The sequence below is a fragment of the Azoarcus sp. DD4 genome (assembly GCF_006496635.1).
Lineage (GTDB): Bacteria > Pseudomonadota > Gammaproteobacteria > Burkholderiales > Rhodocyclaceae > Azoarcus.
Genome location: NZ_CP022958.1, coordinates 5,292,652 through 5,318,981, shown reverse-complemented (window position 1 = coordinate 5,318,981; position 26,330 = coordinate 5,292,652). Strand labels below are relative to the sequence as shown.

Sequence of the window (26,330 nt, the reverse complement as noted above, 5' to 3'; positions counted from 1 at the left end):
TTCGGTCGGGTGGGGCGAAGTAAGGTGGCGGCGGGCGATGAATGCCAGCCGTCCGGGTCAGGCGGCCGGCGACAGGTCCAGCCCGGCGGCGCGGCCGGATGCCACTTTGCCATAACGCGCCAGCGCGAGGTCGTCGTGGCGGATGGCCGGCTGCTTGCCGGTGACGAGATCGGCGAGCAGCTGGCCGGTGCCGCAGGCCATGGTCCAGCCCAGCGTGCCGTGGCCGGTGTTGATGAAGAGTTCCGGGTAGGGCGTGGCGCCGACGATGGGCGTGCCGTCCGGCGTCATCGGCCGCAGCCCGGTCCAGAACTCGGCGCGGGCGAGGTCGCCGCTGCCGGGGAAGAGATCATTGGTAACCATTTCCAGGGTGGCGCGGCGGCGCGGATCGAGGCGCAGGTCGAAACCGCCGATCTCCGCCATGCCGCCGACGCGGATGCGGTCGTCGAAGCGGGTGACGGCAATCTTGTAGGTTTCGTCGAGCACGGTGGACACCGGTGCCGCGGCGGCATCGACCAGCGGCACCGTGAGCGAGTAACCCTTGAGCGGATAGACCGGGAGGTCGAGACCGAGCGCGCCCGCCATCCGGCGCGAATAGCTGCCGAAGGCGAGCACGTAGCGGTCCGCCGTCAGCACCTGCGCCCCGGCTCCGTCGCCGACCCGGATGCCGCTGACGCGGCCGTTGCCGGCCAGGATTTCGCGCACATCCACGCCGAAGCGGAAATCGACGCCGAGGGCGCGCGCCTGCTCGGCCAGCCGGTTGGTGAACAGGTGGCAGTCGCCGGTTTCGTCGTTGGGCAGGCGCAGACCGCCAGCGAGCGTGTCGCGGCGGCCTGCGAGCGCGGGTTCCGCCTCGGCCAGACGGGCACGGTCGAGCAGCTCGAAGGGCACACCGCACTCGTCCAATACCGCAATGTCGCGCGCGGCAGCGTCGAACTGGGCCTGGCTGCGGAACAGCTGCAGGGTGCCGCGGCTGCGCTCCTCATAGGCGATACCGGTGTCGGCGCGCAGCTGGCGCAGACAGTCGCGGCTGTACTCGGCCAGCCGCATCATGCGGCCCTTGTTCTCGGCGTAGCGGTCGGCACGGCAGTGCGACAGCATCGCCAGCATCCAGCGCAGCTGGAACAGCGTGCCGTCGGGCCGGATGGCCAGCGGCGCATGGCGCTGGAACAGCCATTTCAGCGCCTTCAGCGGAATGCCCGGCGCCGCCCACGGTGTGGAGTAGCCCGGCGAGACCTGACCGGCGTTGGCGTAGCTGGTTTCGAGCGCCGGCGCAGGCTGGCGGTCGAGCACCGTGACCTGGGCGCCGTTGCGGGCGAGGTACCAGGCCGTGGTGGTGCCGATGACGCCGCTACCGAGTACGATGATGTGCATGACGGGCTCCGAGCTGAATCGTAGTGATTAGGTGAACTCTAGCCTGCAATAAGTAGTATTTTTCACTTAATGAGATCGTAGTAATGGTGAAAAACTTTGAAGTGAGTGCTGACGAGCGGGTTTCCCGGCGAAATCGCCGATATCGTTGCCGTAAGCCTGCTGAGCATCGCCCGGCGGGCGGAGGGCGGTCATGAAATCCGGTACTGACCTTACCCCCGTGCTCGACCGCCTCGACTACCGCATTCTCGACATCCTGCAGAAGGAAGGCCGCCTGCCGATGACGGAACTCGCCCAGCGCGTCGGGCTGTCGGCCACGCCCTGCACCGAGCGCGTGCGCCGGCTGGAACGCAGCGGCGTCATCACCGGCTATCACGCACGGGTCAATCCCCACGCCCTCGGCAAGAGCCTGCTGGTGTTCGTCGAGATCAAGCTGTCGGCCAAGTCGGGCGATGTCTTCGACCGGGTGAAGAAGGAGATGCTGTTCGTGCCGGAGGTGATGGAGTGCCATCTGGTGTCGGGCGACTTCGACTACCTGATCAAGGCCCGCATCGGTGAGATGGCCGAATACCGCCGCCTGCTCGGCGACATCCTGCTCAAGCTGCCCTCCGCGGCCGAGTCCCGCAGCTACGTGGTGATGGAGGAGGTCAAGGAAAGTCTCTACATCCCCGTGGACGGCTGACCGGACTGGCCCCCTCTGGCGGCTGTTCGCATAGCGGGCGGGGGCACAAGCAGTCCCCGGCGCCGGGCCGTCCCAAGGCGGGGACTGGCCCCCTCGGGGGGCTGCTCGCGTGGCGGGTGGGGGCACAAGCAGTCCCCGGTGCCGGGCCGTCCCAAGGCGGGGACTGGCCCCCTCGGGGGGCTGCTCGCGTGGCGGGTGGGGGCACAAGCAGTCCCCGGCGCCGGGCCGTCCCAAGGCGGGGACTGGCCCCCTCGGGGGGCTGCTCGCGTAGCGGGTGGGGGCACAAGCAGTCCCCGGCGCCGGGCCGTCCCAAGGCGGGGACTGGCCCCCTCGGGGGGCTGCTCGCGCAGCGGGTGGGGGCACAAGCAGTCCCCGGCGCCGGGCCGTCCCAAGGCGGGGACTGGCCCCCTCGGGGGGCTGCTCGCGCAGCGGGCGGGGGCACAACATTCCGCTGTATTGAGCCCTGCGGTATAGTTCCGCGGCTTGAACACACTGCTGCCGGAGGGGGCATGATGAAGCCGATCACCGCAATCCAGCCCTCCCTTGCCGGGACGCTGCGCGCCAGCCTGATAGCGGTTGCGGCCGTTCTTGCGCTGGGCGCCTGCAAGACTACCGAGACGACGCTCGCCAGCCCGTTGCAGCAGGGCTATACCTGCTGCAACCTGCGCTACGACGGCGATTGGATCAGCGACTCCAACTACGCCAACCTGCCGATGATTCCCGCCGGCACGCCGATCAAGGTGCTGAGCTATGGCCGCGACCGCGCCCACGTCGATCTCGGCGGCAAACCTTTCCGCCTCGGTCACGACTACGGCCGGGCGGAGGAGAGCACCGAGCGCTGGGTGTCGAAGCTCGTCGTCACTGCCGATCCGAAGCTGCAGCTGGCGGCCTATCCGCGGCAGATCCAGGCGGCCATCCGCGCCGGGCAGGTGATGAAGGGCATGACGCGCGAGCAGGTCATCATGTCGGTGGGCTATCCGCTGACGAGCGAGAACCGCAGTCTCGATGCCCCGGTGTGGCGCCTGTGGTGGTCCAGCTTCGGCGAGTACCAGGTCGAGTGGGACAAGCAGGGCCGGGTGAAGGACATCACCGGCCATCCTGAAACCTTGAAGATGATGGTGTACAAGCCGTGAATACCGCGCACGAAGCAATCGATAAGCCGTTTTCCCGCGTTGCCGGCGACGCATCCGCCGTAGTGGCCGAGCGCAACTGCGACGTGCTGGTGATCGGCGGCGGTCCGGCGGGCTCCACCGTGGCCACCCTGCTGGCCGAGCGTGGCCACCGCGTCACCCTGCTGGAGAAGGATCACCATCCCCGCTTCCACATCGGCGAATCGCTGCTGCCGGCCAACCTCCGCCTGTTCGAGCAGCTCGGCGTGGCCGACGAGATGCGGGCGATCGGCATCGAGAAGCACGCTGCCGAATTCGTTTCGCCCCACCACGAAGGCACGCAGCGCTTCAGCTTCGCCGAAGCCTGGGACAAGTCCATGCCCTACGCCTACCAGGTGCGGCGCTCGGAGTTCGATCATATCTTGATCCGCAACGCGGCCAGGAAGGGGGCCGAGGTGATCGAGGGCTGCAAGGTCAAGGAGGTGGAGTTCCACGCCGACGGCGCCAGTGTGCTCGCCGAAGGCGAGGACGGCGGCCTGGAGCGCTGGCAGGCGCGCTTCGTGGTCGATGCCTCCGGCCGTGACACCTTCCTCGCCAACCGCATGCGCGCCAAGCAGCGCAACCCGCATCACAACAGTTCGGCGCTGTACGGCCATTTCGCCGGTGCCCGGCGCCACTGCGGCACCGCCGAGGGCAACATCAGCATCTACTGGTTCGAGCACGGCTGGTTCTGGTTCATCCCGCTGGCCGACGGTACCACCAGCGTCGGCGCCGTGACCTGGCCCTACTACATGAAGCAGCGCAAGGGGCGCAGCCTCGAGGCCTTCCTGCAGGACACCATCGCGCTGTGCCCGCCGCTCGCCGAGCGGCTGAAGGATTCCAGTCTGGTAGCCGAAGTGCACGCCACCGGCAACTTCTCCTACACCACCGATCACACCCACGGCGACCACTACATCCTGCTCGGCGACGCCTACGCCTTCATCGACCCGGTGTTCTCCTCCGGCGTGATGCTGGCCATGCAGAGCGCCTTTTTCGGTGCCGATGCGGTCGATACCTGCCTGCGCCAGCCGGCGCAGAAGCGCGCCGCGCTCGCCCGCTTCGACAAGGGCGTGCGGCACGGCCCGCGCGAGTTCTCGTGGTTCATCTACCGCATGACCAACCCGACCATGCGCGATCTCTTCATGGGGCCGCGCAACCCGCTGCGGGTCAAGGACGCGCTGATCTCGCTGCTGGCTGGCGACATCTACGGCAAGACACCGATCTGGGCTTCGCTCGCCGCGTTCAAGGTGATCTACTACGCTTCGGCACTGCGCCACCTGCCGCGCACGCTGGCCGCCCTGCGCCGCCGCAAGCAGAATATCCGTCCGGTCGACGACCAGGAAATGGCGCCCCACGCATGACGCTTGCTGCAGGGCTGGAGCTTTACTGGCAGGCGCCCGCGGATGCGATGGCCGGCGCGCAATGCCTGGGGGTGATGCGCTTCGGCGGTGCCGGCGCCGTGCTGCCCGCCAATCTGCCCTGCCTGCAGGTCGACACGCCGACCCTGCAGCCGGTGCCGTGCTGGCAGGCGGCGTGGACCACCGATGCCGCGCTCGAATCGGGCATTCACGGCGAGGTGCGTTACCGCCGGGGCGGCGGCCTGCTGTTCGGCGTGCTGCGGGTGCGGGAAGCGGAATTCGCCGGCGAGGATGTCGCCGGTGCGCTGCAGCGCGCGGCGGCCCACGCCTATCGCCAGCTTTTCGCCGCGGTCGATGCGCTGGGCCATCCGGGTCTGCTGCGGGTGTGGAACTACCTGCCGCGCATCAACGCGATCGAGCACGGCAGCGAGCGCTATCGCCAGTTCAACGCCGGTCGCCAGGATGCCTTCGCCGCTTGCGGTCGCGCGCTCAGCGGCGAGGTGCCGGCGGCCTGTGCGCTCGGCAGCGCCGGCGGCGATCTCGTCCTCGCCTTCCTGGCCAGCACCGGGCGGCCGCGCGCGGTGGAAAATCCGCGCCAGGTCAGCGCCTACGACTACCCTGTCGACTACGGCCCCCGCAGCCCGACCTTCTCGCGCGCCGCACTCCTGCAACACGGCGGCGCTACACTGCTGTTCGTGTCGGGCACCGCCAGCATCGTCGGCCACCGCACGGTGCACCTGGGCGACGTGCGCGCGCAGACGCGCGAAACGCTCGCCAACATCGAAGCGGTACTCGACGAGGCCGCCCGCGTCGGCGGCGGTCCGCGCCTGCCGGCGGCCGCGCTTGGCTACATCGCGTATGTGCGCCATACGGCCGACCTGCCGGCGGTGCGCGCCGAGGTCGACACACATCTGGGTGAGCAGGCCCGCGTCGTTTACGTGCAGGCCGATGTTTGTCGCGCCGACCTGCTCGTCGAGATCGAGGCGAGTGGCGGCCACCCCATCCAAGGATGCGATTGATGATTTTCCGTGATCCGCTGCGGCGCCTTGCCGTTCTTGCCGCTGTCGTCACCGGCCTGTGCGGTGCAAGCGCCGCCCGGGCCGAGGAGAAACCGCTGTGGGAGCTCGGCGTCGGCGTCGGTGCGCTGTCCTTCCCCGACTACCGCGGTTCCGATCGCCAGCGCATGCACGCGATCGCGGTGCCGTACTTCATCTACCGTGGCGAATTCCTGCGCGCCGACCGCGACGGCATCCGCGGTGTGTTCTTCGATACCGACCGGGTCGAACTCAACCTCAGCCTGGCGGCCTCGCTGCCGGTGGACAGCAGCGGCAACAGTGCCCGCCGCGGCATGCCCGACCTCCAGCCGACGGTGGAGATCGGCCCGTCGCTCGAGATCAACCTGTGGCGCGCGGCCGACCACAACGCCCGAGTTGACCTGCGCATGCCGCTGCGCGTCGGCTACGCGGTGAAGGGCTCGGTGAAGCCGGTGGGCGTCACCTTCTCGCCCTTCATCAACCTCGACGTCGACCCCTTCGGCAACTCCGGCTGGAACCTCGGCATGATGGCCGGGCCGATCTACGCCAATGCCCGCCAGCACCGCTATTTCTACGACGTCGATCCCGAGTACGCCCTGCCCGATCGCCCGGCCTACAAGGCTTCGGGCGGCTACTCCGGCACCCAGTTCATCGCGGCGCTGTCCAAGCGCTTCAACGGCTACTGGGTGGGCAGCTTCGTGCGTTACGACACCCTGCGCGGCGCAGCCTTCGCCGACAGCCCGCTGGTCGAGCGCGAACGCGCCTGGGCGGCCGGCCTGGCGATTGCCTGGGTGCTCGGTGAGTCGTCGCAGAAGGTCGAGGTGAAGGACTGAGTCCCGGAGCGTTGCCGATGCGTCGCAGGCTTCCTGTCGTCTACGAGTATTTCTGTCTCTATGCCGGACTCGGCAGCCTGGGGCTGATGTGTCTCGCCTGGTCGCCCTTCGCCGCGTTGCTTTACCTGCTGCTGCCGGAGGCGACCGGGCGTCGTGTCGGCCGCCTCGCGATCACCCTGGTATTCCGCAGCTACATCTGGCAGCTGTCGGCGCTCGGCGCCTGCCGTTTCGACATCCGCGAGCTTGATGCGCTACGCGACCAGGGGCCGATGATCCTGGCGCCCAACCACCCCTGCCTGCTCGACGCGGTGATGGTGATCTCGCGTCTGCCCAACGTCGCCTGCATCATGAAGGCCGCGCTGCTGAAGAACATCTTCCTCGGAGGCGGGGCGCGGCTGGCGCGCTACATTCCCAACGAAAAACCGCTGCAGATGGTCTATGCCGCCTGCGACGACCTCGCCCGCGGCAGCCAGCTGCTGATTTTCCCGGAAGGCACGCGCACGGTGCGGGCGCCGGTCAATCCCATCCTGCCCAGCGTGGCGCTGATCGCGCGCCGCGCCAAGGTGCCGGTGCAGACCATCATCATCGAGACCGATTCGGCCTATCTCGCCAAGGGCTGGCCGCTGTTCCGCCGCCCGGCAATGCCCATCCACTACCGCATCCGCCTCGGCCGCCGGTTCGATCCACCCAAGGACGCGAGCGTGTTCAGCGCCGAGCTCGAAAGCTATTTCGCCGAAGAGCTCGCACGGGCACAATTCGTCCCCCCGCCGTTCCCGGCGGCTGCCGCCGACGCTTCCGCGGCCTGATTCCGACCGACCGCTGCCGCATGCCCTCTTCGCTGTCTTCCGCGCCTTCCGCCACCCACGCGGTGCTGATCCCGAGCTACAACCCCGGGCCCAAGGTCTTCGACACGGTGCGTGCCGCGCGCGCGCAGTGGAATCCGGTGTGGGTGGTGGTCGACGGCAGCACCGACGGCACCGCCGCGCAACTGCTCGACCAGGCGAAGACCGATGCCGGCCTGCGCGTTTTCGTGCTGCCGGAGAACCGCGGCAAGGGCGCGGCGGTGCTGTTCGGCCTCGACGAAGCCGCGCGCGCCGGCTACACCCACGTGCTGACGATGGACTCCGACGGCCAACACCCGGCCGAACTCATTCCGCGCTTCATGCAGGCATCGGCTGCCGAACCGGCGGCGATGATCCTCGGCAAGCCGGTGTTCGACGCCAGCGCACCGTTGCTGCGGGTGCGCGGCCGCAAGGTGTCCAACGCCTGGGCCAATCTCGAGACGCTGTGGATGGGCATCGGCGATTCGCTCTACGGCTTCCGGGTCTATCCGGTGGCGCCCCTGCGCCGGGTAATGCGCGGCCAGCGCTGGATGCGCCGCTTCGACTTCGACCCGGAGGCGGTGGTGCGGCTGGCCTGGCGCGGCGTGCGGCCGGTCAATCTCGATGCGCCGGTGAAGTACTTCCGTGCCGACGAGGGCGGCGTGTCGCACTTCAACTACTGGCGCGACAACGTCTTGCTGACCTGGATGCACAGCCGGCTGTTCGCCGGCTTCGTGCTGCGCCTGCCGCTGCTGATGTGGCGGCGACTGACGCGCGGTCATCGACCGGGCTGCTGAAGACGTCGGCGCCAGGTCCGCGGCGGAAGTGAGCCGAGGACCGTGGCGCCTGTTTCAGCGCCGGCTCAAAGCCCCAGCATCAGCTTGAGGTTCTGCACCGCGGCCCCGCTCGCGCCCTTGCCGAGGTTGTCCAGCCGCGCGATCAGCACCGCGTGGCGGTATTTCTCGTTGGCGAAGACGCGGATCTCGAGCTTGTTGGTGTCGTTGAGCGCGAGCGCGTCGAGTTTGCCGTCCGCGGTGGCGGGCAGGACCTGCACGAAGCGTTCCGGCGTGTTGCTCTTCGCGTAGTGCGCTTCGTAGGCCGCCTGCAGGTCAGCGGCGCGCGGCTTGCCGGGCAGGGCGTCGAGGTGCAGGGGCAGGTTCACCAGCATGCCTTGCTTGAAGTTGCCGACCGCGGGCATGAACAGCGGGCGGCAGTCGAGGCCGGTGTACTTCATGATCTCGGGGACGTGCTTGTGCTCGAGGCCGAGCGCATAGGCCTCGTGCAGCGGCGCGGTGCCGGCCTCGTAGGCCTCGATCATGCTGCGCCCGCCGCCGGAGTAGCCGCTGACCGAAGGCAGCGATAGCGCGAAATCCGCCGGCAGCAGACCGGCGTCGATCAGCGGGCGGATCAGCGCGATGGCACCGGTGGCGTAGCAGCCGGGGTTGGCGACGCGCTCGGCACGGGCCACGGCTTCGGCCTGGCCGGCAGCGAGTTCGGGAAAGCCGTACACCCAGCCCGGCACCACCCGGTGCGCGGTGGAAGCGTCGATGATGCGCGGCCGTTTGCCCGGCAGCGCGTCGATCAGCGCCACCGATGCGCGCGCGGCGTCGTCGTGCAGGCAGAGAATGACCAGATCGACGCCGGCCATCAGTTCGCGCTTGGCGGCGATGTCCTTGCGCAGCTCGGGTGCGATGGACACGAGTTCGACCTGCGGCATCTGCTGCAGCCGTTCGCGGATCTGCAGACCGGTGGTACCGGCTTCTCCGTCGATGAAGACCTTGGGCATGTCTGTTCCTGAAAGAAGGGGCCGGCCGACGCCCGTGGGCCGGGCGTCGTTCAAGCCGTATGTTGTGGGTCGTCGGGATCTATCATTCTAGCCGCTGCGGGGCCGGCCCGAGCTTCACTCCCGCACCACGCCGGGTAGCTGGTGGCCGATCTTCGGCAGCCACCAGCGCAGGCAGGGCGTCGTGACCACCGTGCTGAAGATCGCCATGATCACCAGCATGGTGAACATCTCCCTGGAAATCACGCCGAGGTCGTAGCCGACGTTGATTACCACCAGTTCCATCAGCGCGCGGGTGTTCATCATCACGCCGAGGATGCCCGCTTCGTGGTGGCCCAGCCCGCAGCGCCGCGCCGCGAGGTAGGAGCCGCCGAACTTGCCGACGGTGGCGAGCGCGATCACCAGCGCGCACCAAGCCCAGTCGGCGAGGCTGTCGAGGCTGCCGACATCGGTGCGCAGGCCGGTGTAGGTGAAGAAGATGGGCAGGAAGAACACCGTGACGAAATGGCCGACGCGGGTATTCCAGGCTTCACGCAGGCCGTGCTCGTCGTGCAGGATCACGCCCATCATGAAGCCGCCGAAGATGGCGAAGATGCCGAGCTGGTAGGTGGTCATGCCGGCGGCGAAGATGAGTGCCAGCACTGCGCCCATCAGGTTGGGCGACAGCCGTCCGCGCCCCGGCTGAGTGAGGCGGACCATGCGCTTGGCGAGCGGGCGCACGACCAGCCAGCTGAAGATGAAGAAGGCGATCACCAGCACCACCTTGCCGGCGAAGGCCATCGGCTCGAAGTGCGCCACCGCCAACGTCGATACCAGCGCCAGCAGCAGCCAGCCGACCACGTCGTTGATCGCCGCGGCGCTGATCGCGATCACGCCGATCGCCGTCCGGGTGAGCTGGAACTCGATCATGATGCGGCCGAGGATGGGCAGTGCGGTGATGGAGAACGCGGTGGCGACGAACAACCCGCTGGCGAGCGGTTCGATGCCGGCCGGCATCAGCGGTGTGGCGTACCAGCCGAGGCCGAAACCGAAGGCGAAGGGCAGAGCGAGCCCGGCGCTCGCCACCCAGGCCACGGTGCGGCGGTGCTTGCGGTCGGTGAGGTGGCCGAAGTCGAATTCGAGGCCGATCTGGAACATCAGCAGCAACAGACCGATCTGCGACAGGATCTGCATCGGCTCGGGTGGGGCGCTGCGGAACACCTGGCCAAAGAGGTCGGGCGCGAGCCAACCGAACAGCGAGGGTCCGAGCAGGATGCCGGTTACGATCTCACCGACTGCCGAGGATTGCCCCATGCGGGTGGCGATCTCACCGCCGGCACGCGCGGCGAGGATGATGATGGCGAGCTGCAGCAGGGTGAAAAAGAGCAGCGCCTCGGTCTTGTGCACGCTGACCGCGTGCAGGGCATTGGCCGAAGTGCTCATCAGATCATGCCGCCATTGATCGAGATCACCTGGCCAGTGATGTAGCCGGCCTGTTCCGAGGCGAGGAAGCCGACCAGGTCGGCCACTTCCTGCGGCCGCCCGGCACGCTTCATCGGCACCAGCCGGGCGATCGCCTCCTTGTCGAACACGCCGTCGCTCATCGCGGTGTCGATCAGGCCGGGCGCCACCGCGTTTACCGTGATGCCGCGGCTGGCGAGTTCCAGCGCCAGCGCCTTGGTGGCCGAGTGCAGCGCGCCCTTGGCCGCCGCGTAGTTTACCTGGCCACGGTTACCGGCCAGCGCCGCCACCGAGCTGATGTTGATGATGCGCCCCCAGCGGCTGCGGATCATCGGCAGCGTCAGTGGCTGGGTGACGTTGAAGAAACCGTTGAGGTTCACGTCGATCACCCGCTGCCATTGCAGCGCGGTCATGCCGGGAAAGACCGCGTCGTCATGGACGCCGGCATTGTTGACCAGCACCTGCAGCGGGCCGGCGGCGAGGATGGCATCCAGCGCGGTTGAGGTAGCGGCGGCGTCAGTGATGTCGAAGGCGATCGCAGTCGCCTTGCCGCCGGCGCTGCAGATCTCGGCGGCGACCGCTGCGGCGGTGTCGAGGTGGCGGTTGGCGTGCACCAGCATGTCGTAGCCGTCGGCAGCCAGGCGCTGGCAGATGGCACGGCCGATCCCGCCGCTGCCGCCGGTAACCAGAGCGCGTTTGTTCATCGTCGGAAGATCCTTCAGGGAGATTCGGTAGGGGCGGCGCCGAGCACCACCGAGACGCGGCCGGACAGCAGGCGGCAGTCGCCGGCGGACAGGGTGAAGGCGTAGAGCAGGGTGCGGTCGTCGCCGGACAGGCGCTCGGCGTCCACGACGAGATCGGCGGCGATGTCGTCGAGCCGGCCCACCTGGCAGGCCACGCCGCGGGCACTGCCGAGGAAGCCGGGTGCGGGTGCGCTATCGGCATCCGCCAGCAGCGCGCCGTGCACGGCAACCGCCTGCGCGGCGTACTCGATGCCGGTGAGTGCGCCCAGCCGGCCGCCGCTGCGCAGCGGGTTGTCGGCAGCTCGATGGCTCTTGGCGATGCAGCGGATGCGCTCGGCATCCCAGCTGGCGACCGCGTCGAGCAGGCACATGCTGCCCTGGTGCGGGATGCGCGCGGCGATCCAGGCGTGGTCGAGCGCCGCCGCGCTCACTGCGCACTCTTCGCGCTACGCGCTGTCCCGCCAGGCGGGAGCGAGCCCTCCTTGGGGCGGCCTTGCGGAGTGCTCATGGCGTGACGTCGAGCGCCAGCTGCAGCGCGTCGAGGTATTCCAGGGTGCAGCGGCCCGGGCCGGCGCGGGCGATGCGTTCGAGCAGGGGCAGCGCGCGGGCGCCGGGCACGCCGGTGCGCAGCGCCTCCAGGCCGGGGTCGGCGAGCCGGTCGGCGGGGGCATCGGTGAAGCCGCCCAGGGCGACGCGCGGGCCCTTGCCGGCGGCGGTATCCGGCACCAGCAGCAGGGCCAGGCCGAAGGCGTCGACCATGGGGCGTGCGGCATCGAGTGGCGCCGGATAGGGGTGATCGTAGACGATGAGCAGCACCGGCCCGGCGCCGCAGGCAAGCTGGGCGAGCGCTTCGAGCAGGCCGGCGGCAAAGCTGCCGTCGTAGGCGGAGACGATGGTCGAGGCCGCCATCGCGCCGGTGGCGATGCCCCAGTAGCCGGAGGCGGCGTTGTTCACCGAGTTGTGGAAGCGGGTTGGCGAGATCGCGCGGTCGTCGGACGCCAGCACTTCGCAGATCGCATGGCAGTTGGCGCCGTCGCCACCGGACGACGCGAACACCGTGGCGAGCGTGGCGGCGTCCGCACCTGCGGCTTCGACCGCCTGCAGGCCGACGCCGATGGCGAGCTTGACCACGTTGCCGACACGGCGGCGTTCTGCCGGCGGCAGCAGGGACGGGCTGGGAATGCGGGTGGGCGCGCTGGTCCAGGCGGCCTCGCCGGCGAGCACGGTGCGGGCGCCGGCCCAGTCGTCGAAACCGGGGCCGATCAGGCCGATGCCGGCAATGCGGGCGGCGAGCGGGGGCAGGGAAGAGGAAGCGGTCATGGGGTTCATCCGGCGCGCGACAGCACCAGGCTGCAGTTGGTACCGCCGAAGCCGAGCGCGTTGCTCAGCACATGGCGCAGTGGCGCCGGCCGCGGGCGCACTTGGTAGGCGAGGCCGATGGCGGGGTCGAGCGCCTCGGTGCCGGGGCTGCCCGGCATCAGTCCGTCGGCGAGGGCGATCGCACAGAACACCGCCTCCAGACCGCCGGCGGCGCCCAGCGTGTGGCCGGTGGCACCCTTGGTGGAACTGGCCGGCGTGGCACTGCCGAACAGCTCCTGCACCGCCTGGCCCTCGGCGGCATCGTTGCTCGGCGTGGCGGTGCCGTGCAGGTTGATGTAGTCGATGTCGGCAGCCTGCAGCCCGGCACCGGCAAGCGCCTGCTCCATCGCCATGCGCGCCCCCAGACCTTGCGGATGCGGTGAGGACATATGGTGGGCGTCGCTCGATTCGCCGCTGCCGGTCAGCAGTACCGCGTCCGCATCGAGGCTGGCCGGGGCGCGTTCGAGCAGGGCGAAGGCTGCCGCCTCGCCGACCGAGATCCCGCTGCGCGCAGCATCGTAGGGGCGACAGGGCGTCTTCGACACCAGTTCGAGCGAGTTGAAACCGTACAGGGTGGTGAGGCAGAGCGAGTCGACCCCGCCGACCACGGCGGCGTCGATCACGCCGGTTTCGATCAGCCGCGCCGCGCTGGCAAAGACCTTGGCGCTCGACGAGCAGGCGGTGGAAGTCACCCAGGCCGGGCCATTGGCGCCGACCACATGGCGCACGAACTCGGCGACCGAGAAGATGTTGTGGCTGCCGCGATAGTGGAAGGCGGCAGGCAGCGCGCCGGTGTGCGGGTCGCGCGCGCGGTAGGCGAGTTCGGTTTCGAGGATGCCGGAGGTGCTGGTGCCCAGCAGCACTGCCACCCGGTGGGCGCCGTAGCGTGCCACGGCGTCGAGCGCGGCATCGACGAAGCCGTCCTGCAGCAGGCCGAGCAGGGCCAGCCGGTTGTTGCGGCAATCGTAGTCGGCCAGCACCGGCGACAGCACCACCTCTTCGAGATGGGGGACGCGACCGATCCAGGTGTCCAGCGCCACCGTTTCGAAGTCGCACGGCGTCAGTCCGCTGCGGCCGGCAGCGAGCGCTTCGCGCGTGGCGGCGAGGCCGGTGCCGATGCAGCTGGTCGCGGTGTAGCGGGAGATCAGGAGAGGCTGCAGACGAGGCTTCAAACGCACGTATCCAGTGAAATTTCACCGGATTCTAACAAACTTGGCACGGCGCCCCGGCTATGCGGTTTGACAGTTTTCCGGCGGGCACCCTAGTATCCTGCGCGTTCGACGGGGTTTTTTGCCATTGTCCTTGCGGCCGTGTTTCCGGCGCCCTGTCCTGCCTCTCCAGCAAGCCCTTCCCACGCCACCTTCACGCCACCGGTCATGCTCCTCCGCGCCTGCATCCTGCTTGCTGCCCTGATCCCGCTGGCTCCGGTCCATGCCCAGTCGACCGCCCGGCTTACCTATCTGGAAGGCCAGGTGCACGTGATCCGCGACACGCGCGTGCTGGCAGCTGCGCCAGGGCTGGCGGTGGCCGAAGCGGACATGGTGGAGACGGCGCCCGGCGCCTATGCGCTGCTGGAGTTTCCCGACGGACTGCGGCTAGGCGTCGGTGCCGGCTCCCGCCTGATGTTGCGTACCCTGACGCCGCGCGGCAAGGACGGCGTGCGCGAGCTGGCGCTGCTGGGCGGCTGGATCAAGGCGCAGTCCACGTTGCCCGCCGGGGCGCGCGACTACCGTGTGGCCGGCCCGGCCTTGGCGCTGCAGTGGCGCGAGGCGAGCTTCATCCTGCAGGTGGGCGCCAGCGAGAGCGCCGCCTTCGTCGAGACCGGTAGGCTGCGGGCGACGGCGTTCGACGCCCGTGGGCGCGCCGCGGCGCCCACCGAAGTCGGCGGCGGCCGCTTCATCGCCCTGGGCAGCGATCGCAGCCTGGCGAGCCGTGAGCGACCGGGTGCCGCCTTCGTCGAGGCAATGCCGCGCCCCTTTCGCGATCCGCTGCCGCCCTTGCTGGCCCGGTTCGGCGATCGCCAGATCGATGGCCGCAATCTGGGCGAAGCCGATTACGCCATGGTGGCGCCCTGGCTGCAGGGGCCGCAGACCTGGCGCAGCGGCCTGGTGGCGCGTTTCACCCCGCGCGTCCGCGATCCGGCCTTCCGCCAGGGCTTGATCGACAATCTGAAAGCGCATCCCGAGTGGGAGCGGGTGCTGTTTCCCGAGCGCTTCCTGCCACGTGCTCAGCATGCGCCGCCCGCCCGTCCCTAGACCGGCTCGCCGGCCCATGCCGCGCGCCGCCACCGCACAACGACACTTCGAGGTTCCTGCATGAAACTGATCGTCAAGTTCAATCTGGCGCTGAGCCTGGTCATCCTGATCGGCCTCGCCGCCGCCGGCTACGTATCGCACGAGCTGCTGCAGCGCAATGCGCGCGAGGAGATCCTGCAGAACGCCCGCATCATGATGCAGGGTTCGCTGGCGGCGCGCGGCTACACCATCAGCCAGATCAACCCGCTGCTGCAGAACCAGCTCAATTACGAGTTCCTGCCGCAAACGGTGGCAGCCTACGCGGCCACCGAGTACTTCAACGAGCTGCGCAAGGAGTACCCCGACTACACCTACAAGGAAGCCACGCTCAACCCGACCAATCCGCGCGACCGTGCCGCGGACTGGGAGGCCGACATCGTGAACACCTTCCGCAACAACAGCAGCCAGACCGAGATCATGGGCGAGCGCGATACGCCTTCCGGGCGCACACTCTTTCTCGCGCGGCCGATCCAGATCAAGGACCCTGCCTGCCTGCGCTGCCACAGCGTGCCCGATGCCGCGCCGGCTTCGATGATCTCCCGCTACGGCACCGCCAATGGCTTCGGCTGGCAGCACAACGAGATCGTCGGCGCGCAGGTGGTGTCCGTGCCGATGGCCCTGCCCATCCAGCGTGCCGACGCCACCTTCCGCGTCTTCATGACCCTGCTGGTGGCGCTGGTGGCCTTCATCTTCGTGCTGCTCAACATCCTGCTGATCACCCTGGTGGTGCGACCGGTCAAGCGTCTGGCCAGCATCGCCGACCGTGTCAGCCTGGGCGAGATGGATGTCGAGGAATTCCCGGTCAGGGGCCGCGACGAGATTTCCACCCTGGCCGAATCCTTCGGGCGCATGCGCAAGAGCCTGGTGCATGCGCTGAAGATGCTGGAATCCTGAGGCCTCTTCGATGAACGCACCGCGCCGCCTCGGCAAGTACGAAATCCTTGGCGTCCTCGGCAGGGGCGGCATGGGCACGGTCTACAAGGCGCACGATCCTTCCATCGACCGCAGCGTGGCGCTGAAGACCATACGCCGCGAACTGATGGAGGGCGGCAGTGCCGGCATGGTCGAACGCTTCCGCAACGAGGCGCGCGCCGCCGGCCGGCTCAATCATCCCGGCATCGTGGCGATCTACGATTTCGGCGAGGACGCCGACGTCGCCTACATCGCCATGGAATATGTCGACGGCTGCGGCCTCGGCCAGTTCATGAAGCACGACGCGCGCATGCCCATCGGCGACGTGGTCAGCATCATGGTGCAGCTGCTCGAGGCGCTGGACTACGTGCACCAGCGCGGCGTGATCCATCGCGACATCAAGGCCGCAAACCTGCTGATCACCGGCAGCGGCAAGCTTAAGATCACCGACTTCGGCATCGCCCGCATCGACACCACCAACCTGACCCAGGTCGGCTCCATCATCGGCACCCCGAATGCCATGGCGCCGGAGCAGTTCCTCGGCCTGGCGGTGGACCACCGCGCCGATCTGTTCGCCGCCGGCGTGGTGTTCTACGAACTGCTCACCGGCAAGCGCCCCTTCAGCGGCAGCATGGACGCGATGGCCTATCAGGTGTGCAACGTGCTGCAGCCGCCGCCATCCTCGCATGTGGCGGGCCTGTCCACCTTGTTCGACGTCATTTGCGCACGGGCGCTGGCCAAGCGTGCCGACGACCGCTACGCCGATGCCGCGGCCTTCCGGGCCGCGCTGAGCGAGGCCTATGAGCAGACCTTCCGCACCCCGCCCAGCCCGGTGGTGTCCGAGGAGACCGTGGTGATGACCGCCGAGGCGCTGCGGGCCAGCCTGGCGGCCATGCAGCAGGGGCAGGCGGCCGGGCCGGCTGCGACCCCGGTGCCGGCCACCGCTGCAGTCGGCAGTCCGACGCAGTGGCAGGAAGACACGCTGAAGACGGTGGAACGTCAGCTTGCGGCCTATATCGGTCCGCTGGCGCGGGTGATCGTGCGCAAGGCGGCCAATACCGCCGCCGACCTCGGCGAGCTCTACAGCCAGATCGCCGACAAGCTCGACACCGACGAGGCGCGCCGCGGTTTCCGCGACGGCCTGACGCGCCTCGGGCTCAGGTCGCCGGCCGCCAGCCCGACGACCGCGGCAAGCAGCCCGGCAACCAGCGCCAGCCCGGCGCCTGCCACGCGTGTCGGCGTCACCGCCGGGGACATCGAGCAGGCCACGCGGGCCCTCGCCCGCCAGCTCGGCCCTATCGCCGGCGTGCTGGTCAAGAAGGCGGCGCGCGACGCCGCAGACCTTGCCGCGCTGCACGCGACGCTGGCCGGCCACATAGACGACGCGGCGGCGCGCAGCCGTTTTCTCGCCGATCTCGCCAAGCGCTAGCGACGGAGCTCAATCGCTCCGGGGTGTGGGCCAAGGACGGCGGGGCCGGCTCGATCGCACCGCCGGGGCTTCTCTGCCGGGGGCGTCTTCGGAAGCGCCGGCCTCAGTGGCCGCGCGCCTTGACCGCAGTACACAGCAAACCGGGGACGGGCTTGCCGCCTTCGGTGCGCAACTCCACCTCGGCGCCGGCGATCTCGCCGAAGCCCGCCTCGGCGAGCGCGCGGGTGACGTAGGCCGGGCGGTGGACGTAGCGCCCGTGGGGCGCGAGCAGGTAGCCGCGGCCGTCGTCAGCGCTGGCGTCGGCCGCCATCTCGACGGTGAAGACCAGTGCGCCGCCGGCCCTCAAGGCCTGCAGGGCGCCGGCGAAGACAGCTTCGAGCGCACCGAAGTAGCACAGGGTGTCGGCCGACACGATCAGGTCGTAGCTGCCGGCGGGGGCCTGCTGCAGGAAGGCGGTCAGTTCGGCTTTCAGTAACTGGTCGTAGACGCCGCGGCCTTCGGCCTTGAACAGCATGGGCTGCGACAGGTCGATGCCGATCAGGCTGCGCGCGTGGGACGCGAGCAGCGGTCCGCACAGGCCGGTGCCGCAGCCGGCGTCGAGTACGTCGAGCTGGCGGCCGCCTTCGCCGTACAGGGCGGCGACCGCGTCCGCCACCAGTTGCGGAGCGCGGTAGGTGAGCGCCGCGAGCTTGGCGTCGAAACTGTCGGCAAAACCGTCGAACACGCTTTCCACGTAGATGTCGGCGGCGCGCTCGGGCACGTCCTGGCCGGTGCAGGCGGCGAGGTGGTGACGCGCGGTGGGGTTGTCCGGTTCCTCGGCCAGCCAGGCGCGGTAGAAGTCGGCCGCCTCCTCGTAGCGGCCGAGCATGTAGTAGGCGTAGCCGAGCATCTTGCGCGCCGCCGGGTTGGCCGGCATCAGCGCGATGGTCTCGCAGTAGTGGCGCACCGCTTCCTCGACGCGGCCGAGGCCGGCGAGCAGGTTGCCGAGGTTGTTGTGGGCGTCGATGTTCTTCGGGTCGCGCGCCAGCACCTGGCGGTAGGCGGCTTCCGCCTCCGCCACGCGGCCCTGCGAACGGCGCAGCACGCCGAGGTTGTTGCGCACCAGCGGTTCGTCCGGCGCGAGGCGGATGCATTGCTCGTAGGCTTCGCCGGCGTCGTCGAAGTAGCCGAGGTCGAGCAGGATGTTGCCGAGGTTGTTCCACACGCCCGGCGCATCCGGTCGCAGCGCCAGGCTGCGCCGCATCAGCGCGATCGATTCCTCGATGTGGCCACGCTGGTGGCGGGCGATGCCGAGGAAGTTGAGCGCATCGGGGTGGTCGGGCGCAACTTCGAGCACGCGGCGGTACAGGGTCTCGGCGGCGTCGAGCTCGCCGATGCGGTGCAGGCGGGTGGCGTAGGCGACGGCGTCGTCTATCGTCATCTCGGTGGGCATGGGCTGCTGGTCGGAGGTGTCTGTCATGGTGTGTTCTGTGCGGCGGAGGAGGTCAGCGGCGCCGGACCTGGCGGGTGGCAAGGTCCAGGCTGTAGCGGCGGTCGAGTTCGTCGACGATCTCCAGCGTCCTGCCACCCGCGCCGGCCTTCATGCGGAGGATGAAGATGTCCTGGACGTCCTCTTCCAGACGGGGTTCGTACTGCGTTTCGTAGATGCGCTGCAGCCACAGCTCGCTGCCGGTCCTGATGTCGATGGCGGCGACGTAGCCGCCTTCCTGCGGCAGACCGCGGGCGCGGGTGGCGAGCACCGCTTCGTAGCGGATGCCGGCCACCGTCACCGGCCGCACCGGGGCCGGCGCGACGCGCTTGGCAGCCGGTGCGTCGGCGGCCGCGAGCGGACTGGCGCCGACGCCGGCCAGCAGGCACAGCAGCAGGGCAAGGCCGAGGGCTGGGCGGGTAGGGTGCATGGGGGCTCAGCGTTGCGTCACGCTGCGGGTGGCCGGGTCTACGGCGAAGCGGCGGCCCTGCTCGTCGAGCACCGTCAGCTTGCCGCGCGGCCCGGCCTTGAGTTCCTCGATGAAGAGATCCTGCACGTCCTCTTCGAGGTCGTCGCGGTAGTCGATGGCGTAGATGCGCAGCAGCCACAGTGCCGCACCGGTAGCGGCGTCGAAGGCCTCGATGTAGCCGCCGTTCTGGCCGAGGCCGCGCTCCCGTCCCCAGTGCACGGCCTCGAAGCGCAGGCCGCCCAACGTGACCGGTTCCACCTCGGGAGGGCCGACCCGCTTGGGGGCGGGCAGGCCGGATTCGTCGTCGATCATGTTGCGGTCTCCTTACCTTTGCCTACTTCAGCACCTTGCTGCGGTCGGACGTCGACAGGTAGCCGGCGAGGTCGAGCGCGAAGTAGCCCCAGCTGTCGGCATTCTCTATCGCCTTGGCGTAGGGCAGGGTCGTCTTGGACGGTTTGAGGCCGCTGCTGTCGTAGCGGTGGTCGCGGGTGCTGACCTCGTGGTGGGAGAATTCGTGGATGATGGTTTCCGCGCACAGCCACATCTTGCCGGTGTTGCCGGTGAGGCGGGTGAAGGCGCCCTCCAGGTAGATGACCGGGAAGCCGCCGCCCTCGCCACCGCGGAAGGCCGCGCCGAAGTACTTGTTGCGGGTCTTGATCCAGTCTACGTAGTCGGTGAAGACCAGCTTGTCCGACGCGCAGGCCACCGCGATCTTCTGGAAACCGGCGAGCAGCTTGGCTCGCGCGCTGGCCAGTTCGGCGTCGCCGCTGTCCTCGTCGAGGAACCAGCGCTTCACCATGGCATCGGTGTCGGCGGCCTTGCCGGTGGTGCCGCTCAGCTTGGCCTTGGCGTCCTCGGAGATCTTCAGCGCCACCGCCAGCGCGGAGGCCATCCACTGCATCTCGGTGGAGGAGAAGATCTTGCGCTCGTTGTTGAGCTTGGCCTCGACCGCCTTGGCGTCGCCTGCGATCTCGTCGAAGATGCCCTTGGTGTAGGCCTTGGGCGGCGAATAGACCCACACGCTCTGCGCACCCTTCTTGCTGATGCGATAGACGTGGCGGACCATCTTCAGCGCGGCGGCGCGCTCGGCCAGCGTGCCGGCCGAGGCCGGGTTGGTGGCCGCTTCGACGATCACCGCGCCGATCCGCTTGTTCCACTTCGACAGCTCGCGCAGCCGCTTGCGGACCCGTTCCGGATCCTGCGCGCGGGCCACGTCGAAGCCGTCGGCGCCGAACAAGGCCTTCACCTTGCATTCCGAGTTGAGGAAGGCTTGCCAGTCCTTGTCGAAGTCCTGGTTGGCGAGAACGTCCTTCGCCTTGGTATAGATCTCGGTGAACTTGCCCACCGGTTGTCTCCTGGAGCCCGGCTCAGCCGAACACGTAGTGGAAGTCGGCGTTGTCGACGCCGACGCTGACGCGCGCGATCGGCTCGCCGCCTATCATCCGCTCGAGGAAGGCGCGCGACAGGTCGGGCAGCATGGTGTTGGTGAGGATGGCGTCGATCATGCGGCCACCGGATTCGGTCTCGGTGCAGCGGCTGACCACCAGCTTGACCACTTCGTCGCTGTACTCGAAGGGCACCTTGTGGTGCTCCTCGATGCGCTTCTTGATGCGGCCCAGCTGCAGCTGCACGATCTTGCCCAGCATCTCGTCGGACAGCGGGTAGTAGGGGATCGTGACGAGGCGGCCGAGCAGCGCCGGCGGGAAGATCTTCAGCAGCGGTTCGCGCAGGGCCTTGGCCAGACCGTCCGGTTCGGGCAGCAGGTCCGGGTCCTTGCACATGCCGGCGATCAGGTCGGTGCCGGCGTTGGTGGTGAGCAGGATCAGGGTGTTCTTGAAGTTGATGTAGCGGCCTTCGCCGTCTTCCATGAAGCCCTTGTCGAAGACCTGGAAGAAGATCTCGTGCACGTCCGGGTGGGCCTTCTCGACCTCGTCGAGCAGTACCACGCTGTAGGGCTTGCGCCGCACCGCTTCGGTCAGCACGCCGCCTTCGCCGTAGCCGACGTAGCCCGGCGGCGCCCCCTTGAGCGTAGACACCGTGTGTGCTTCCTGGAACTCGCTCATGTTGATGGTGATGAGGTTCTGCTCGCCGCCGTAGAGCGCTTCGGCCAGCGCCAGCGCGGTTTCGGTCTTGCCGACGCCGGATGTGCCGGCCAGCATGAACACCCCGATCGGCTTGTTGGGGTTGTCCAGCCCGGCGCGCGAGGTCTGGATGCGCTTGGCGATCATCTCCATGGCGTGGTCCTGGCCGATGACGCGCTTGCCGAGGTTGTCGGCGAGCTTGAGGATGGTCTCGACCTCGTTGCGGGCCATGCGTCCGACCGGGATGCCGGTCCAGTCGGCTACCACCGAGGCCACGGCCTGGTAATCCACCGTGGGCAGGATCAGCGGGTCTTCACCCTGCAGCGCGGCGAGCCGGCCTTGCACATCGACCAGCTCGGCCAGCAGCTGCTCGCGGCTTTCCTCCGGCTGGGCAGCGACCGCTTCGCCGCCGGCCGGCGCGGCGGCGTCCGCGGCGGCCTCCAGCTTGCTGCCGGTGCCTTCCACCGGCTTGTTGCCGGCGCGCAGCTTGCCGCGCAGCGCCAGCAGGCGGTCGACCAGGGCCTTTTCTTCCTGCCAGCGCTGTTCGAGCGCGGCCAGGCGTTCGCGTTCGGCCGCGAGCAGGCTGTTGCAGTGCGCCTCGCGCTCGGCGGTGTCGAAACCGATTGCTTTCTCGCGGTCTATGATCGCCAGCTCGGTTTCCAGCGATTCGATGCGGCGCTGACTGTCGTCCACCTCGGCCGGGGTCGCGTGCAGGCTGATCGCCACCCGTGCGCAGGCGGTGTCGAGCAGGCTCACCGCCTTGTCCGGCAGCTGGCGCGCCGGGATGTATCGGTGCGACAGCTTGACCGCGGCTTCCAGCGCCTCGTCGAGGATCTGCACCTTGTGGTGCTTCTCCATCATGGTGGCGACGCCGCGCAGCATCAGCACGCCCTTTTCCTCGGACGGCTCGTCGACCTGCACCACCTGGAAGCGGCGGGTGAGTGCCGGGTCCTTTTCGAAGTACTTCTTGTACTCGGCGAAGGTGGTGGCGGCCACGGTGCGCAGGGTGCCGCGTGCCAGCGCCGGCTTGAGCAGGTTGGCGGCATCGCCGGTGCCGGCCGCGCCGCCGGCGCCAACCAGGGTGTGGGCTTCGTCGATGAACAGGATGATGGGCTTGGGCGAGGCCTGGACTTCCTCGATCACCGAGCGCAGGCGCTGTTCGAATTCGCCCTTCATGCTGGCGCCGGCCTGCAGCAGGCCGATGTCCAGCGTCAGCAGGCTGACGTCCTTGAGCGCCGGCGGCACGTCGCCCTTGACGATGCGCTGGGCGAAGCCCTCCACCACCGCGGTCTTGCCGACGCCGGCCTCGCCGGTGAGGATGGGGTTGTTCTGGCGGCGGCGCATCAGGATGTCGATGACCTGGCGGATCTCCTCGTCGCGGCCGACGATGGGGTCCATCTTGCCGGAGCGGGCCTGCTCGGTGAGGTCCACGGTGAACTTCTTCAGCGCCTCCTGCTTGCCCATCTGCGCCGGTGCGATCGCGCCGCTTTCTTCGCCGGGCTGGCTGCCGGAGCCGTCGCGCGCGGCGAGCTGGTCTTCCGGCGAGCCGGCGACGATCTTGGGAAACTCGTCGGTGAGCACGTCGGGGCGCACGCGTTCGAACTGGCGCGAGATCGCCATCAGCGCATTGCGCAGCGAGGGCGTCTTGAGCATGCCGACCAGCAGGTAGCCGCTGCGGATCTGGCGGTCGCCGAACATCAGCGAGCCATATACCCAGCCGCGCTCGACCGCGGTGTCGAGATTGGCGGACAGGTCGGAGATCGAGGTCGAGCCGCGCGGCAGGCGGTCGAGCGCCGTGGTCATGTCTGCGGCGAGTCGTGCGGCGTCGATCTCGAAATGGCGCACGATGCGATGCAGGTCGGTGTCTTCATTCTGCAGCAGCTGCTGCAGCCAGTGCTCCAGCTCCACATAGGGATTGCCGCGCAGCTTGCAGAACACCGTGGCGCCTTCCATCGCCTTGTAGGCCAGGCTGTTGAGTTTGCCGAACGAGGCTACCCGACTGATTTCGCTCATGCGTGTCTCTCTCTTCGTAGGTGGCCGTTGTCGGCCGCGGGTGGTGTCAGGACGTGTGAATAAATCTACTGCGCGGGTCGATTGCTGCGTTGCTCATTCGCTCACTCCTCGCCTATCTGTCTGATATGTCTCGTCGTTCGCGAACTCGCGCCTTGCACTCGACCCTGCTCGCTACGATTCCTTCACACGTTCTCAGGCATGCGGGTGTGCTCCCGCACGGGTATCGCTTGCGCGGCCGGCAACCAGGCGTTCGGCATCGAGCACCAGGTCGTCGGCATCGCGGTCGGTCTTGCGCGTGCCCAGCCAGCTGGTCCAGCCCAGGCGGGCGCCGCGGGCGAGCCGCAGGGCTGGCACGTCGTCGTGTTTCAGCTTGAGGCGGACGTCCCAGCCGAGCTCGCCGTTGGTGTAGAAGCGCACCCAGTCGGCCAGCCGCGGCAGTGCATCGCCGCCGGGCAGGAAGGCCTCGTACTGCAGCAGGGTCATCGGGCCGATGTGCAGGCGGAACTTGCTCTGCCTGTCCCACACCCGGCGGCCGAGCACGGTGTCGGTGCCGAGCCGGTTGCGGCCGAGGCGCGAGTGATCGCGTTCGCGCAGCGGCATCCAGTGACCGACATACTGCTCGACCTCCACCGGCAACTCGAAATAGCTCCCCAGCACCGCATGCAGGCCCTCGGCGTTGCGCACCTGGCGGGCGAGCAGGCCGGCATGGAAGCGCTTGGCGTTGTCCGGCACGTGGTCGCGCTGCTGCAGGCCGGGCTGGCCGATGCCGATCAGCGAGCCGACGTAGGCGGCGAAGCGGTCCTGCTGCGGGCGGTCGAGGCTGACCGTGGGCTGGGCCTGCGCCCAGGCACGGTAGAACAGCGCCAGGAAACGGTGGTGGATGAGGTCGAGGAAGCGGGCGAAGGTCTCGTCGCCGTGGTGCAGCTGGCGGTGGCGGGCGTACTCGGTGAGGTGTAGCGGCAGCGGGCCGTTGGGGCCGAGCAGGCCGAAGAAGCGCACTTCCAGCCGGGGCGGCGCGCCTTCCCTGCCGGTCTTGAAGGCCGACAGGCTGGCCGGTGCGAACGACAGCGAGGGGTCCTGGCCGAGCCGCACCGGTTCGTCCTGCGGCCGCAGTGCGCCCGCCCAGCGCGGTTTGTCCGGAAAGGCGCATTCGATGCGGCGCATCGCCTGCAGGAAGTCGAAGGCCCAGGGCTCGCGTGCGAGCGCGTCGAACAGGGCTACAGGATCGCGCGTTTGCCGCATCGCGGTTCCCAACGCATGATGAGGCCGCGCGTCAGCGAGCGCAGCGCGGTCTGGGTGAAGCTGTTGAGCGAGGCGTGGCGCGCCAGGAAGTGTTCCATGACGCTGCCGAACACGAAGGCGCCGCCGCCCTCGAAGGCGGTCTCATCCACCTCCAGCGCGATCTCCAGGCCGCGGCCGAAGCAGATCGGGCCGGGGAAGGGCAGGCGGGCCACCACCGGCAGCACCCGGACCGACTTCAGGCCCTCGACCTGGCGGCGCATGCCGGCGTCGGCGCTGGTGGCATAGAGCTCCAGCATCTCGCGCAGCGCGCCGGCGCCCTCGTGCGCGTCGGCATCGACCAGCGAGAAATGGTTGAGCGCGAGGTGGCTGATCAGCCGCCAGGCGGTCGAGCCTTCGGCCAGCATGCCGTAAGGCCGCGACGGGCCGCGCACGCAACGGATGGCCTCGACCGGCGCGGCGATGTCGAGCGAGAAGTCGGTCTGGCCGCCGCCCAGGGGCATCAGGATGGGCAGGTCGCGGTTGGTGCACATGGCCTGTATCGACAGCTGTCGCAGGTCGGCGCGGTAGGGTGCTTCGCGCGGGTCGACCAGCGACAGGAAGACCTCGCTGCCGATGTAGCCGGTGCGCGGACCGTTGCGCTTCTGTTTTTCCGACAGCAGGCGCGGCTCGCGCCGGCAGCTGTAGTAGGCCTGGCCGTTGCCAACGTCGGAGTGGAAATCGGCGTAGAAGGGCAGGAAGCGCTGCTCCTCGCGCGAGCCGTGGAAGTGGCCGAGCACCTCGGTCAGTTCGTAGATCTCGTAGTCCATCGGCCGGGTGCGGTCGGCGACGACGTGGAACTCGTGGCTGCTGTCGTTGATGTGGATGCGGTCGGCACGCTTGGGGAAGAGGTTGATCGCCGGCGTGCAGTGGAGCAGGAAATTGGCGGCATCGACCACGCTCTCCAGCACCGCGTCGCCCTGTCCGAACAGCAGGATCAGTTCGATTTCCTCGTCGGCCTGGGCGAGCGCCGGGGCGAGCCCGCCGACATCGAAGAACAGGAAGCGCTCGGGGAAGGAGAAATACTCCTGTACCAGCCGGTAGCCGCCGAAGCCGCGGTTGCCGGTGGGCAGCAGCGCCTGATTGTCGTCGTAGCCGGTGAGGCGGACCTGGTCGGGTGGGATGAAGTGCTGCCAGGGCGCCTTGCCGCCGGTGGGCTGCACCAGTGCGCCGAGCATAGCGGTGCCGATCAGCTCGCACAGCCGGTAGGCGACCTCCTGGGCACCGCCGAGGTGCAGGTTGAGGGTGTCGAGCGAGAGCTGGCTGAATTTCAGCCCGCCGGTGGTCCGCAAGGTGAACCGCACGCCGCCACGCACCCGGCCGGCCAGCGGCAGCTTAGCCAGCGGCAGGTCGGCGGCGAAGCTGAAGTAGCGCGCCTGGGTGAGTTCGATCGGCCACAGCTGGATTTCGTGCGCGGTGCGGAATTCGCAGGCGGCGCTGTCGCCCTTGCCGAGCGGGCTGCGGAAGGGGGCGCCCCGCGGCAGGGTGAAGCCGCGTGCGAGGTTGGTTTCGCCCGGCACAGGTCGGAATTGCGCCACCAGCATGGCTGGCGTCGGTGCCAGGTAGTGCGGGTGCAGCATCTCCAGCAGGCGCTGGGTGAAGCGAGGGAATTCGGCATCGAGCTTGAGCTGGACGCGTGCGGCCAGGAAACCGGCGCCTTCGAGCAGGCGCTCGACGTAGGGGTCGGCCACCTCGATGCCGTCCATGCCGAGGCGGGCGGCGATCTTGGGGAACTGGCGTGCGAACTCCGCACCCATCTCGCGCAGGTGCTGGAGTTCGAGGTTGTAGTAGCGCAGCAGCCGCGGGTCCATGTCAGT

Annotated in this window: 24 protein-coding genes; 10 read left to right on the top strand and 14 right to left on the bottom strand. The window is 68.8% G+C overall.

The genetic code is table 11. The features are described 5' to 3' along the window. Positions 1–57: 57 nt before the first annotated feature. Positions 58–1,371 carry a D-amino acid dehydrogenase gene (locus tag CJ010_RS24675; protein WP_141020441.1) on the bottom strand — a complete coding sequence of 438 codons (1,314 nt, stop codon included), beginning with the start codon at positions 1,369–1,371 and terminating at the stop codon, positions 58–60. A 190-nt stretch (positions 1,372–1,561) separates the two neighbouring features. On the opposite strand from CJ010_RS24675, the gene CJ010_RS24670 reads away from it, so the two are divergent. The 7 genes from CJ010_RS24670 (at position 1,562) to CJ010_RS24640 (ending at position 8,041) form a co-directional block, all read left to right on the top strand. Beyond that, positions 1,562–2,050: a winged helix-turn-helix transcriptional regulator gene (locus tag CJ010_RS24670; protein WP_141020440.1), complete on the top strand. Its 489-nt coding sequence runs from the start codon at positions 1,562–1,564 to the stop codon at positions 2,048–2,050. 509 nt (positions 2,051–2,559) lie between these two features. Then, positions 2,560–3,183, top strand: coding sequence for a hypothetical protein (locus CJ010_RS24665; protein WP_240794462.1), 624 nt, complete (start codon positions 2,560–2,562; stop codon positions 3,181–3,183). Beyond that, a complete protein-coding gene (locus tag CJ010_RS24660) occupies positions 3,180–4,559 on the top strand; it encodes an NAD(P)/FAD-dependent oxidoreductase (RefSeq protein WP_141020439.1) in 1,380 nt (459 codons plus the stop codon). The genes CJ010_RS24665 and CJ010_RS24660 overlap by 4 nt, the downstream gene beginning before the upstream one ends. After that, positions 4,556–5,575: a hypothetical protein gene (locus CJ010_RS24655; RefSeq protein WP_240794461.1), complete on the top strand. Its 1,020-nt coding sequence runs from the start codon at positions 4,556–4,558 to the stop codon at positions 5,573–5,575. The genes CJ010_RS24660 and CJ010_RS24655 overlap by 4 nt, the downstream gene beginning before the upstream one ends. After that, positions 5,575–6,423, top strand: a complete 849-nt coding sequence (locus CJ010_RS24650) for a MipA/OmpV family protein (RefSeq protein WP_141020438.1) — start codon at positions 5,575–5,577, stop codon at positions 6,421–6,423. Before CJ010_RS24655 ends, CJ010_RS24650 begins: the two co-directional genes overlap by 1 nt. A 17-nt stretch (positions 6,424–6,440) precedes the next feature. Continuing rightward, positions 6,441–7,229 (top strand): 1-acyl-sn-glycerol-3-phosphate acyltransferase, encoded by a 789-nt coding sequence (locus CJ010_RS24645; protein ID WP_141020437.1) that lies wholly within the window; start codon positions 6,441–6,443, stop codon positions 7,227–7,229. Positions 7,230–7,249: 20 nt separating this feature from the next. Beyond that, a complete protein-coding gene (locus CJ010_RS24640) occupies positions 7,250–8,041 on the top strand; it encodes a glycosyltransferase family 2 protein (protein ID WP_141020436.1) in 792 nt (263 codons plus the stop codon). A gap of 65 nt (positions 8,042–8,106) precedes the next feature. Here the strand turns inward: CJ010_RS24640 and argC are convergent, their stop codons facing one another. The 6 genes from argC to CJ010_RS24610 all read right to left on the bottom strand — a co-directional run bounded on the left by argC (position 8,107) and on the right by CJ010_RS24610 (position 13,747). Further along, positions 8,107–9,030: an N-acetyl-gamma-glutamyl-phosphate reductase gene (gene argC / locus CJ010_RS24635; RefSeq protein ID WP_141020435.1), complete on the bottom strand. Its 924-nt coding sequence runs from the start codon at positions 9,028–9,030 to the stop codon at positions 8,107–8,109. A 114-nt stretch (positions 9,031–9,144) separates the two neighbouring features. After that, positions 9,145–10,449 carry a cation:proton antiporter gene (locus CJ010_RS24630; protein WP_141020434.1) on the bottom strand — a complete coding sequence of 435 codons (1,305 nt, stop codon included), beginning with the start codon at positions 10,447–10,449 and terminating at the stop codon, positions 9,145–9,147. Continuing rightward, entirely contained in the window at positions 10,449–11,171 is a 723-nt protein-coding gene (fabG, locus tag CJ010_RS24625; protein WP_141020433.1) for a 3-oxoacyl-ACP reductase FabG, read from the bottom strand. Before fabG ends, CJ010_RS24630 begins: the two co-directional genes overlap by 1 nt. Positions 11,172–11,185: 14 nt before the next feature. After that, positions 11,186–11,641, bottom strand: a complete 456-nt coding sequence (locus CJ010_RS24620; RefSeq protein ID WP_141020432.1) for a 3-hydroxylacyl-ACP dehydratase — start codon at positions 11,639–11,641, stop codon at positions 11,186–11,188. 73 nt (positions 11,642–11,714) lie between these two features. Further along, positions 11,715–12,530: a beta-ketoacyl synthase chain length factor gene (locus CJ010_RS24615; RefSeq protein ID WP_141020431.1), complete on the bottom strand. Its 816-nt coding sequence runs from the start codon at positions 12,528–12,530 to the stop codon at positions 11,715–11,717. Positions 12,531–12,535: 5 nt separating this feature from the next. Then, positions 12,536–13,747: a beta-ketoacyl-[acyl-carrier-protein] synthase family protein gene (locus tag CJ010_RS24610; protein WP_371415677.1), complete on the bottom strand. Its 1,212-nt coding sequence runs from the start codon at positions 13,745–13,747 to the stop codon at positions 12,536–12,538. A 198-nt stretch (positions 13,748–13,945) separates the two neighbouring features. On the opposite strand from CJ010_RS24610, the gene CJ010_RS24605 reads away from it, so the two are divergent. Genes CJ010_RS24605 through CJ010_RS24595 form a run of 3 tightly spaced genes read left to right on the top strand, consistent with a single transcriptional unit; the run spans position 13,946 to position 17,204 of the window. Continuing rightward, positions 13,946–14,824: a FecR domain-containing protein gene (locus CJ010_RS24605; protein WP_141020430.1), complete on the top strand. Its 879-nt coding sequence runs from the start codon at positions 13,946–13,948 to the stop codon at positions 14,822–14,824. A gap of 60 nt (positions 14,825–14,884) precedes the next feature. After that, positions 14,885–15,757 carry a DUF3365 domain-containing protein gene (locus CJ010_RS24600; protein ID WP_141020429.1) on the top strand — a complete coding sequence of 291 codons (873 nt, stop codon included), beginning with the start codon at positions 14,885–14,887 and terminating at the stop codon, positions 15,755–15,757. Between the two features lie 10 nt (positions 15,758–15,767). Beyond that, positions 15,768–17,204 (top strand): serine/threonine-protein kinase, encoded by a 1,437-nt coding sequence (locus tag CJ010_RS24595; protein ID WP_141020428.1) that lies wholly within the window; start codon positions 15,768–15,770, stop codon positions 17,202–17,204. Positions 17,205–17,307: 103 nt separating this feature from the next. Here CJ010_RS24595 and CJ010_RS24590 read toward each other — a convergent pair whose 3' ends face one another. The 7 genes from CJ010_RS24590 to tssF form a co-directional block, all read right to left on the bottom strand. After that, entirely contained in the window at positions 17,308–18,663 is a 1,356-nt protein-coding gene (locus tag CJ010_RS24590; protein ID WP_141020427.1) for a tetratricopeptide repeat protein, read from the bottom strand. 25 nt (positions 18,664–18,688) lie between these two features. Next, the gene (locus tag CJ010_RS24585) at positions 18,689–19,102 is read right to left on the bottom strand and encodes a hypothetical protein (RefSeq protein ID WP_141020426.1); all 414 of its coding nucleotides are present in this window, start codon (positions 19,100–19,102) and stop codon (positions 18,689–18,691) included. A 6-nt stretch (positions 19,103–19,108) separates the two neighbouring features. Next, positions 19,109–19,453: a hypothetical protein gene (locus tag CJ010_RS24580; RefSeq protein WP_141020425.1), complete on the bottom strand. Its 345-nt coding sequence runs from the start codon at positions 19,451–19,453 to the stop codon at positions 19,109–19,111. A gap of 22 nt (positions 19,454–19,475) precedes the next feature. Next, positions 19,476–20,486, bottom strand: a complete 1,011-nt coding sequence (locus tag CJ010_RS24575; RefSeq protein ID WP_141020424.1) for a M35 family metallo-endopeptidase — start codon at positions 20,484–20,486, stop codon at positions 19,476–19,478. Positions 20,487–20,508: 22 nt separating this feature from the next. After that, positions 20,509–23,235 (bottom strand): type VI secretion system ATPase TssH, encoded by a 2,727-nt coding sequence (gene tssH, locus CJ010_RS24570; RefSeq protein ID WP_141020423.1) that lies wholly within the window; start codon positions 23,233–23,235, stop codon positions 20,509–20,511. Positions 23,236–23,427: 192 nt separating this feature from the next. Next, complete coding sequence (tssG, locus tag CJ010_RS24565; protein WP_141020422.1) at positions 23,428–24,477, bottom strand: type VI secretion system baseplate subunit TssG; 1,050 nt, start codon at positions 24,475–24,477, stop codon at positions 23,428–23,430. Then, positions 24,453–26,324: a type VI secretion system baseplate subunit TssF gene (tssF, locus tag CJ010_RS24560; RefSeq protein ID WP_141020421.1), complete on the bottom strand. Its 1,872-nt coding sequence runs from the start codon at positions 26,322–26,324 to the stop codon at positions 24,453–24,455. The genes tssG and tssF overlap by 25 nt, the downstream gene beginning before the upstream one ends. Positions 26,325–26,330 lie beyond the last annotated feature (6 nt).

Coding starts and splice junctions, on each gene's coding strand:
- CJ010_RS24675 (WP_141020441.1), bottom strand. CDS start 1,371: ATGCACATCATCGTACTCGGTAGCGGCGTCATCGGCACCACCACGGCC.
- CJ010_RS24670 (WP_141020440.1), top strand. CDS start 1,562: ATGAAATCCGGTACTGACCTTACCCCCGTGCTCGACCGCCTCGACTAC.
- CJ010_RS24665 (WP_240794462.1), top strand. CDS start 2,560: ATGATGAAGCCGATCACCGCAATCCAGCCCTCCCTTGCCGGGACGCTG.
- CJ010_RS24655 (WP_240794461.1), top strand. CDS start 4,556: ATGACGCTTGCTGCAGGGCTGGAGCTTTACTGGCAGGCGCCCGCGGAT.
- CJ010_RS24650 (WP_141020438.1), top strand. CDS start 5,575: ATGATTTTCCGTGATCCGCTGCGGCGCCTTGCCGTTCTTGCCGCTGTC.
- CJ010_RS24645 (WP_141020437.1), top strand. CDS start 6,441: ATGCGTCGCAGGCTTCCTGTCGTCTACGAGTATTTCTGTCTCTATGCC.
- CJ010_RS24640 (WP_141020436.1), top strand. CDS start 7,250: ATGCCCTCTTCGCTGTCTTCCGCGCCTTCCGCCACCCACGCGGTGCTG.
- argC (WP_141020435.1), bottom strand. CDS start 9,030: ATGCCCAAGGTCTTCATCGACGGAGAAGCCGGTACCACCGGTCTGCAG.
- CJ010_RS24630 (WP_141020434.1), bottom strand. CDS start 10,449: ATGAGCACTTCGGCCAATGCCCTGCACGCGGTCAGCGTGCACAAGACC.
- fabG (WP_141020433.1), bottom strand. CDS start 11,171: ATGAACAAACGCGCTCTGGTTACCGGCGGCAGCGGCGGGATCGGCCGT.
- CJ010_RS24615 (WP_141020431.1), bottom strand. CDS start 12,530: ATGACCGCTTCCTCTTCCCTGCCCCCGCTCGCCGCCCGCATTGCCGGC.
- CJ010_RS24605 (WP_141020430.1), top strand. CDS start 13,946: ATGCTCCTCCGCGCCTGCATCCTGCTTGCTGCCCTGATCCCGCTGGCT.
- CJ010_RS24600 (WP_141020429.1), top strand. CDS start 14,885: ATGAAACTGATCGTCAAGTTCAATCTGGCGCTGAGCCTGGTCATCCTG.
- CJ010_RS24595 (WP_141020428.1), top strand. CDS start 15,768: ATGAACGCACCGCGCCGCCTCGGCAAGTACGAAATCCTTGGCGTCCTC.
- CJ010_RS24590 (WP_141020427.1), bottom strand. CDS start 18,663: ATGACAGACACCTCCGACCAGCAGCCCATGCCCACCGAGATGACGATA.
- CJ010_RS24585 (WP_141020426.1), bottom strand. CDS start 19,102: ATGCACCCTACCCGCCCAGCCCTCGGCCTTGCCCTGCTGCTGTGCCTG.
- CJ010_RS24580 (WP_141020425.1), bottom strand. CDS start 19,453: ATGATCGACGACGAATCCGGCCTGCCCGCCCCCAAGCGGGTCGGCCCT.
- tssH (WP_141020423.1), bottom strand. CDS start 23,235: ATGAGCGAAATCAGTCGGGTAGCCTCGTTCGGCAAACTCAACAGCCTG.
- tssG (WP_141020422.1), bottom strand. CDS start 24,477: ATGCGGCAAACGCGCGATCCTGTAGCCCTGTTCGACGCGCTCGCACGC.
- tssF (WP_141020421.1), bottom strand. CDS start 26,324: ATGGACCCGCGGCTGCTGCGCTACTACAACCTCGAACTCCAGCACCTG.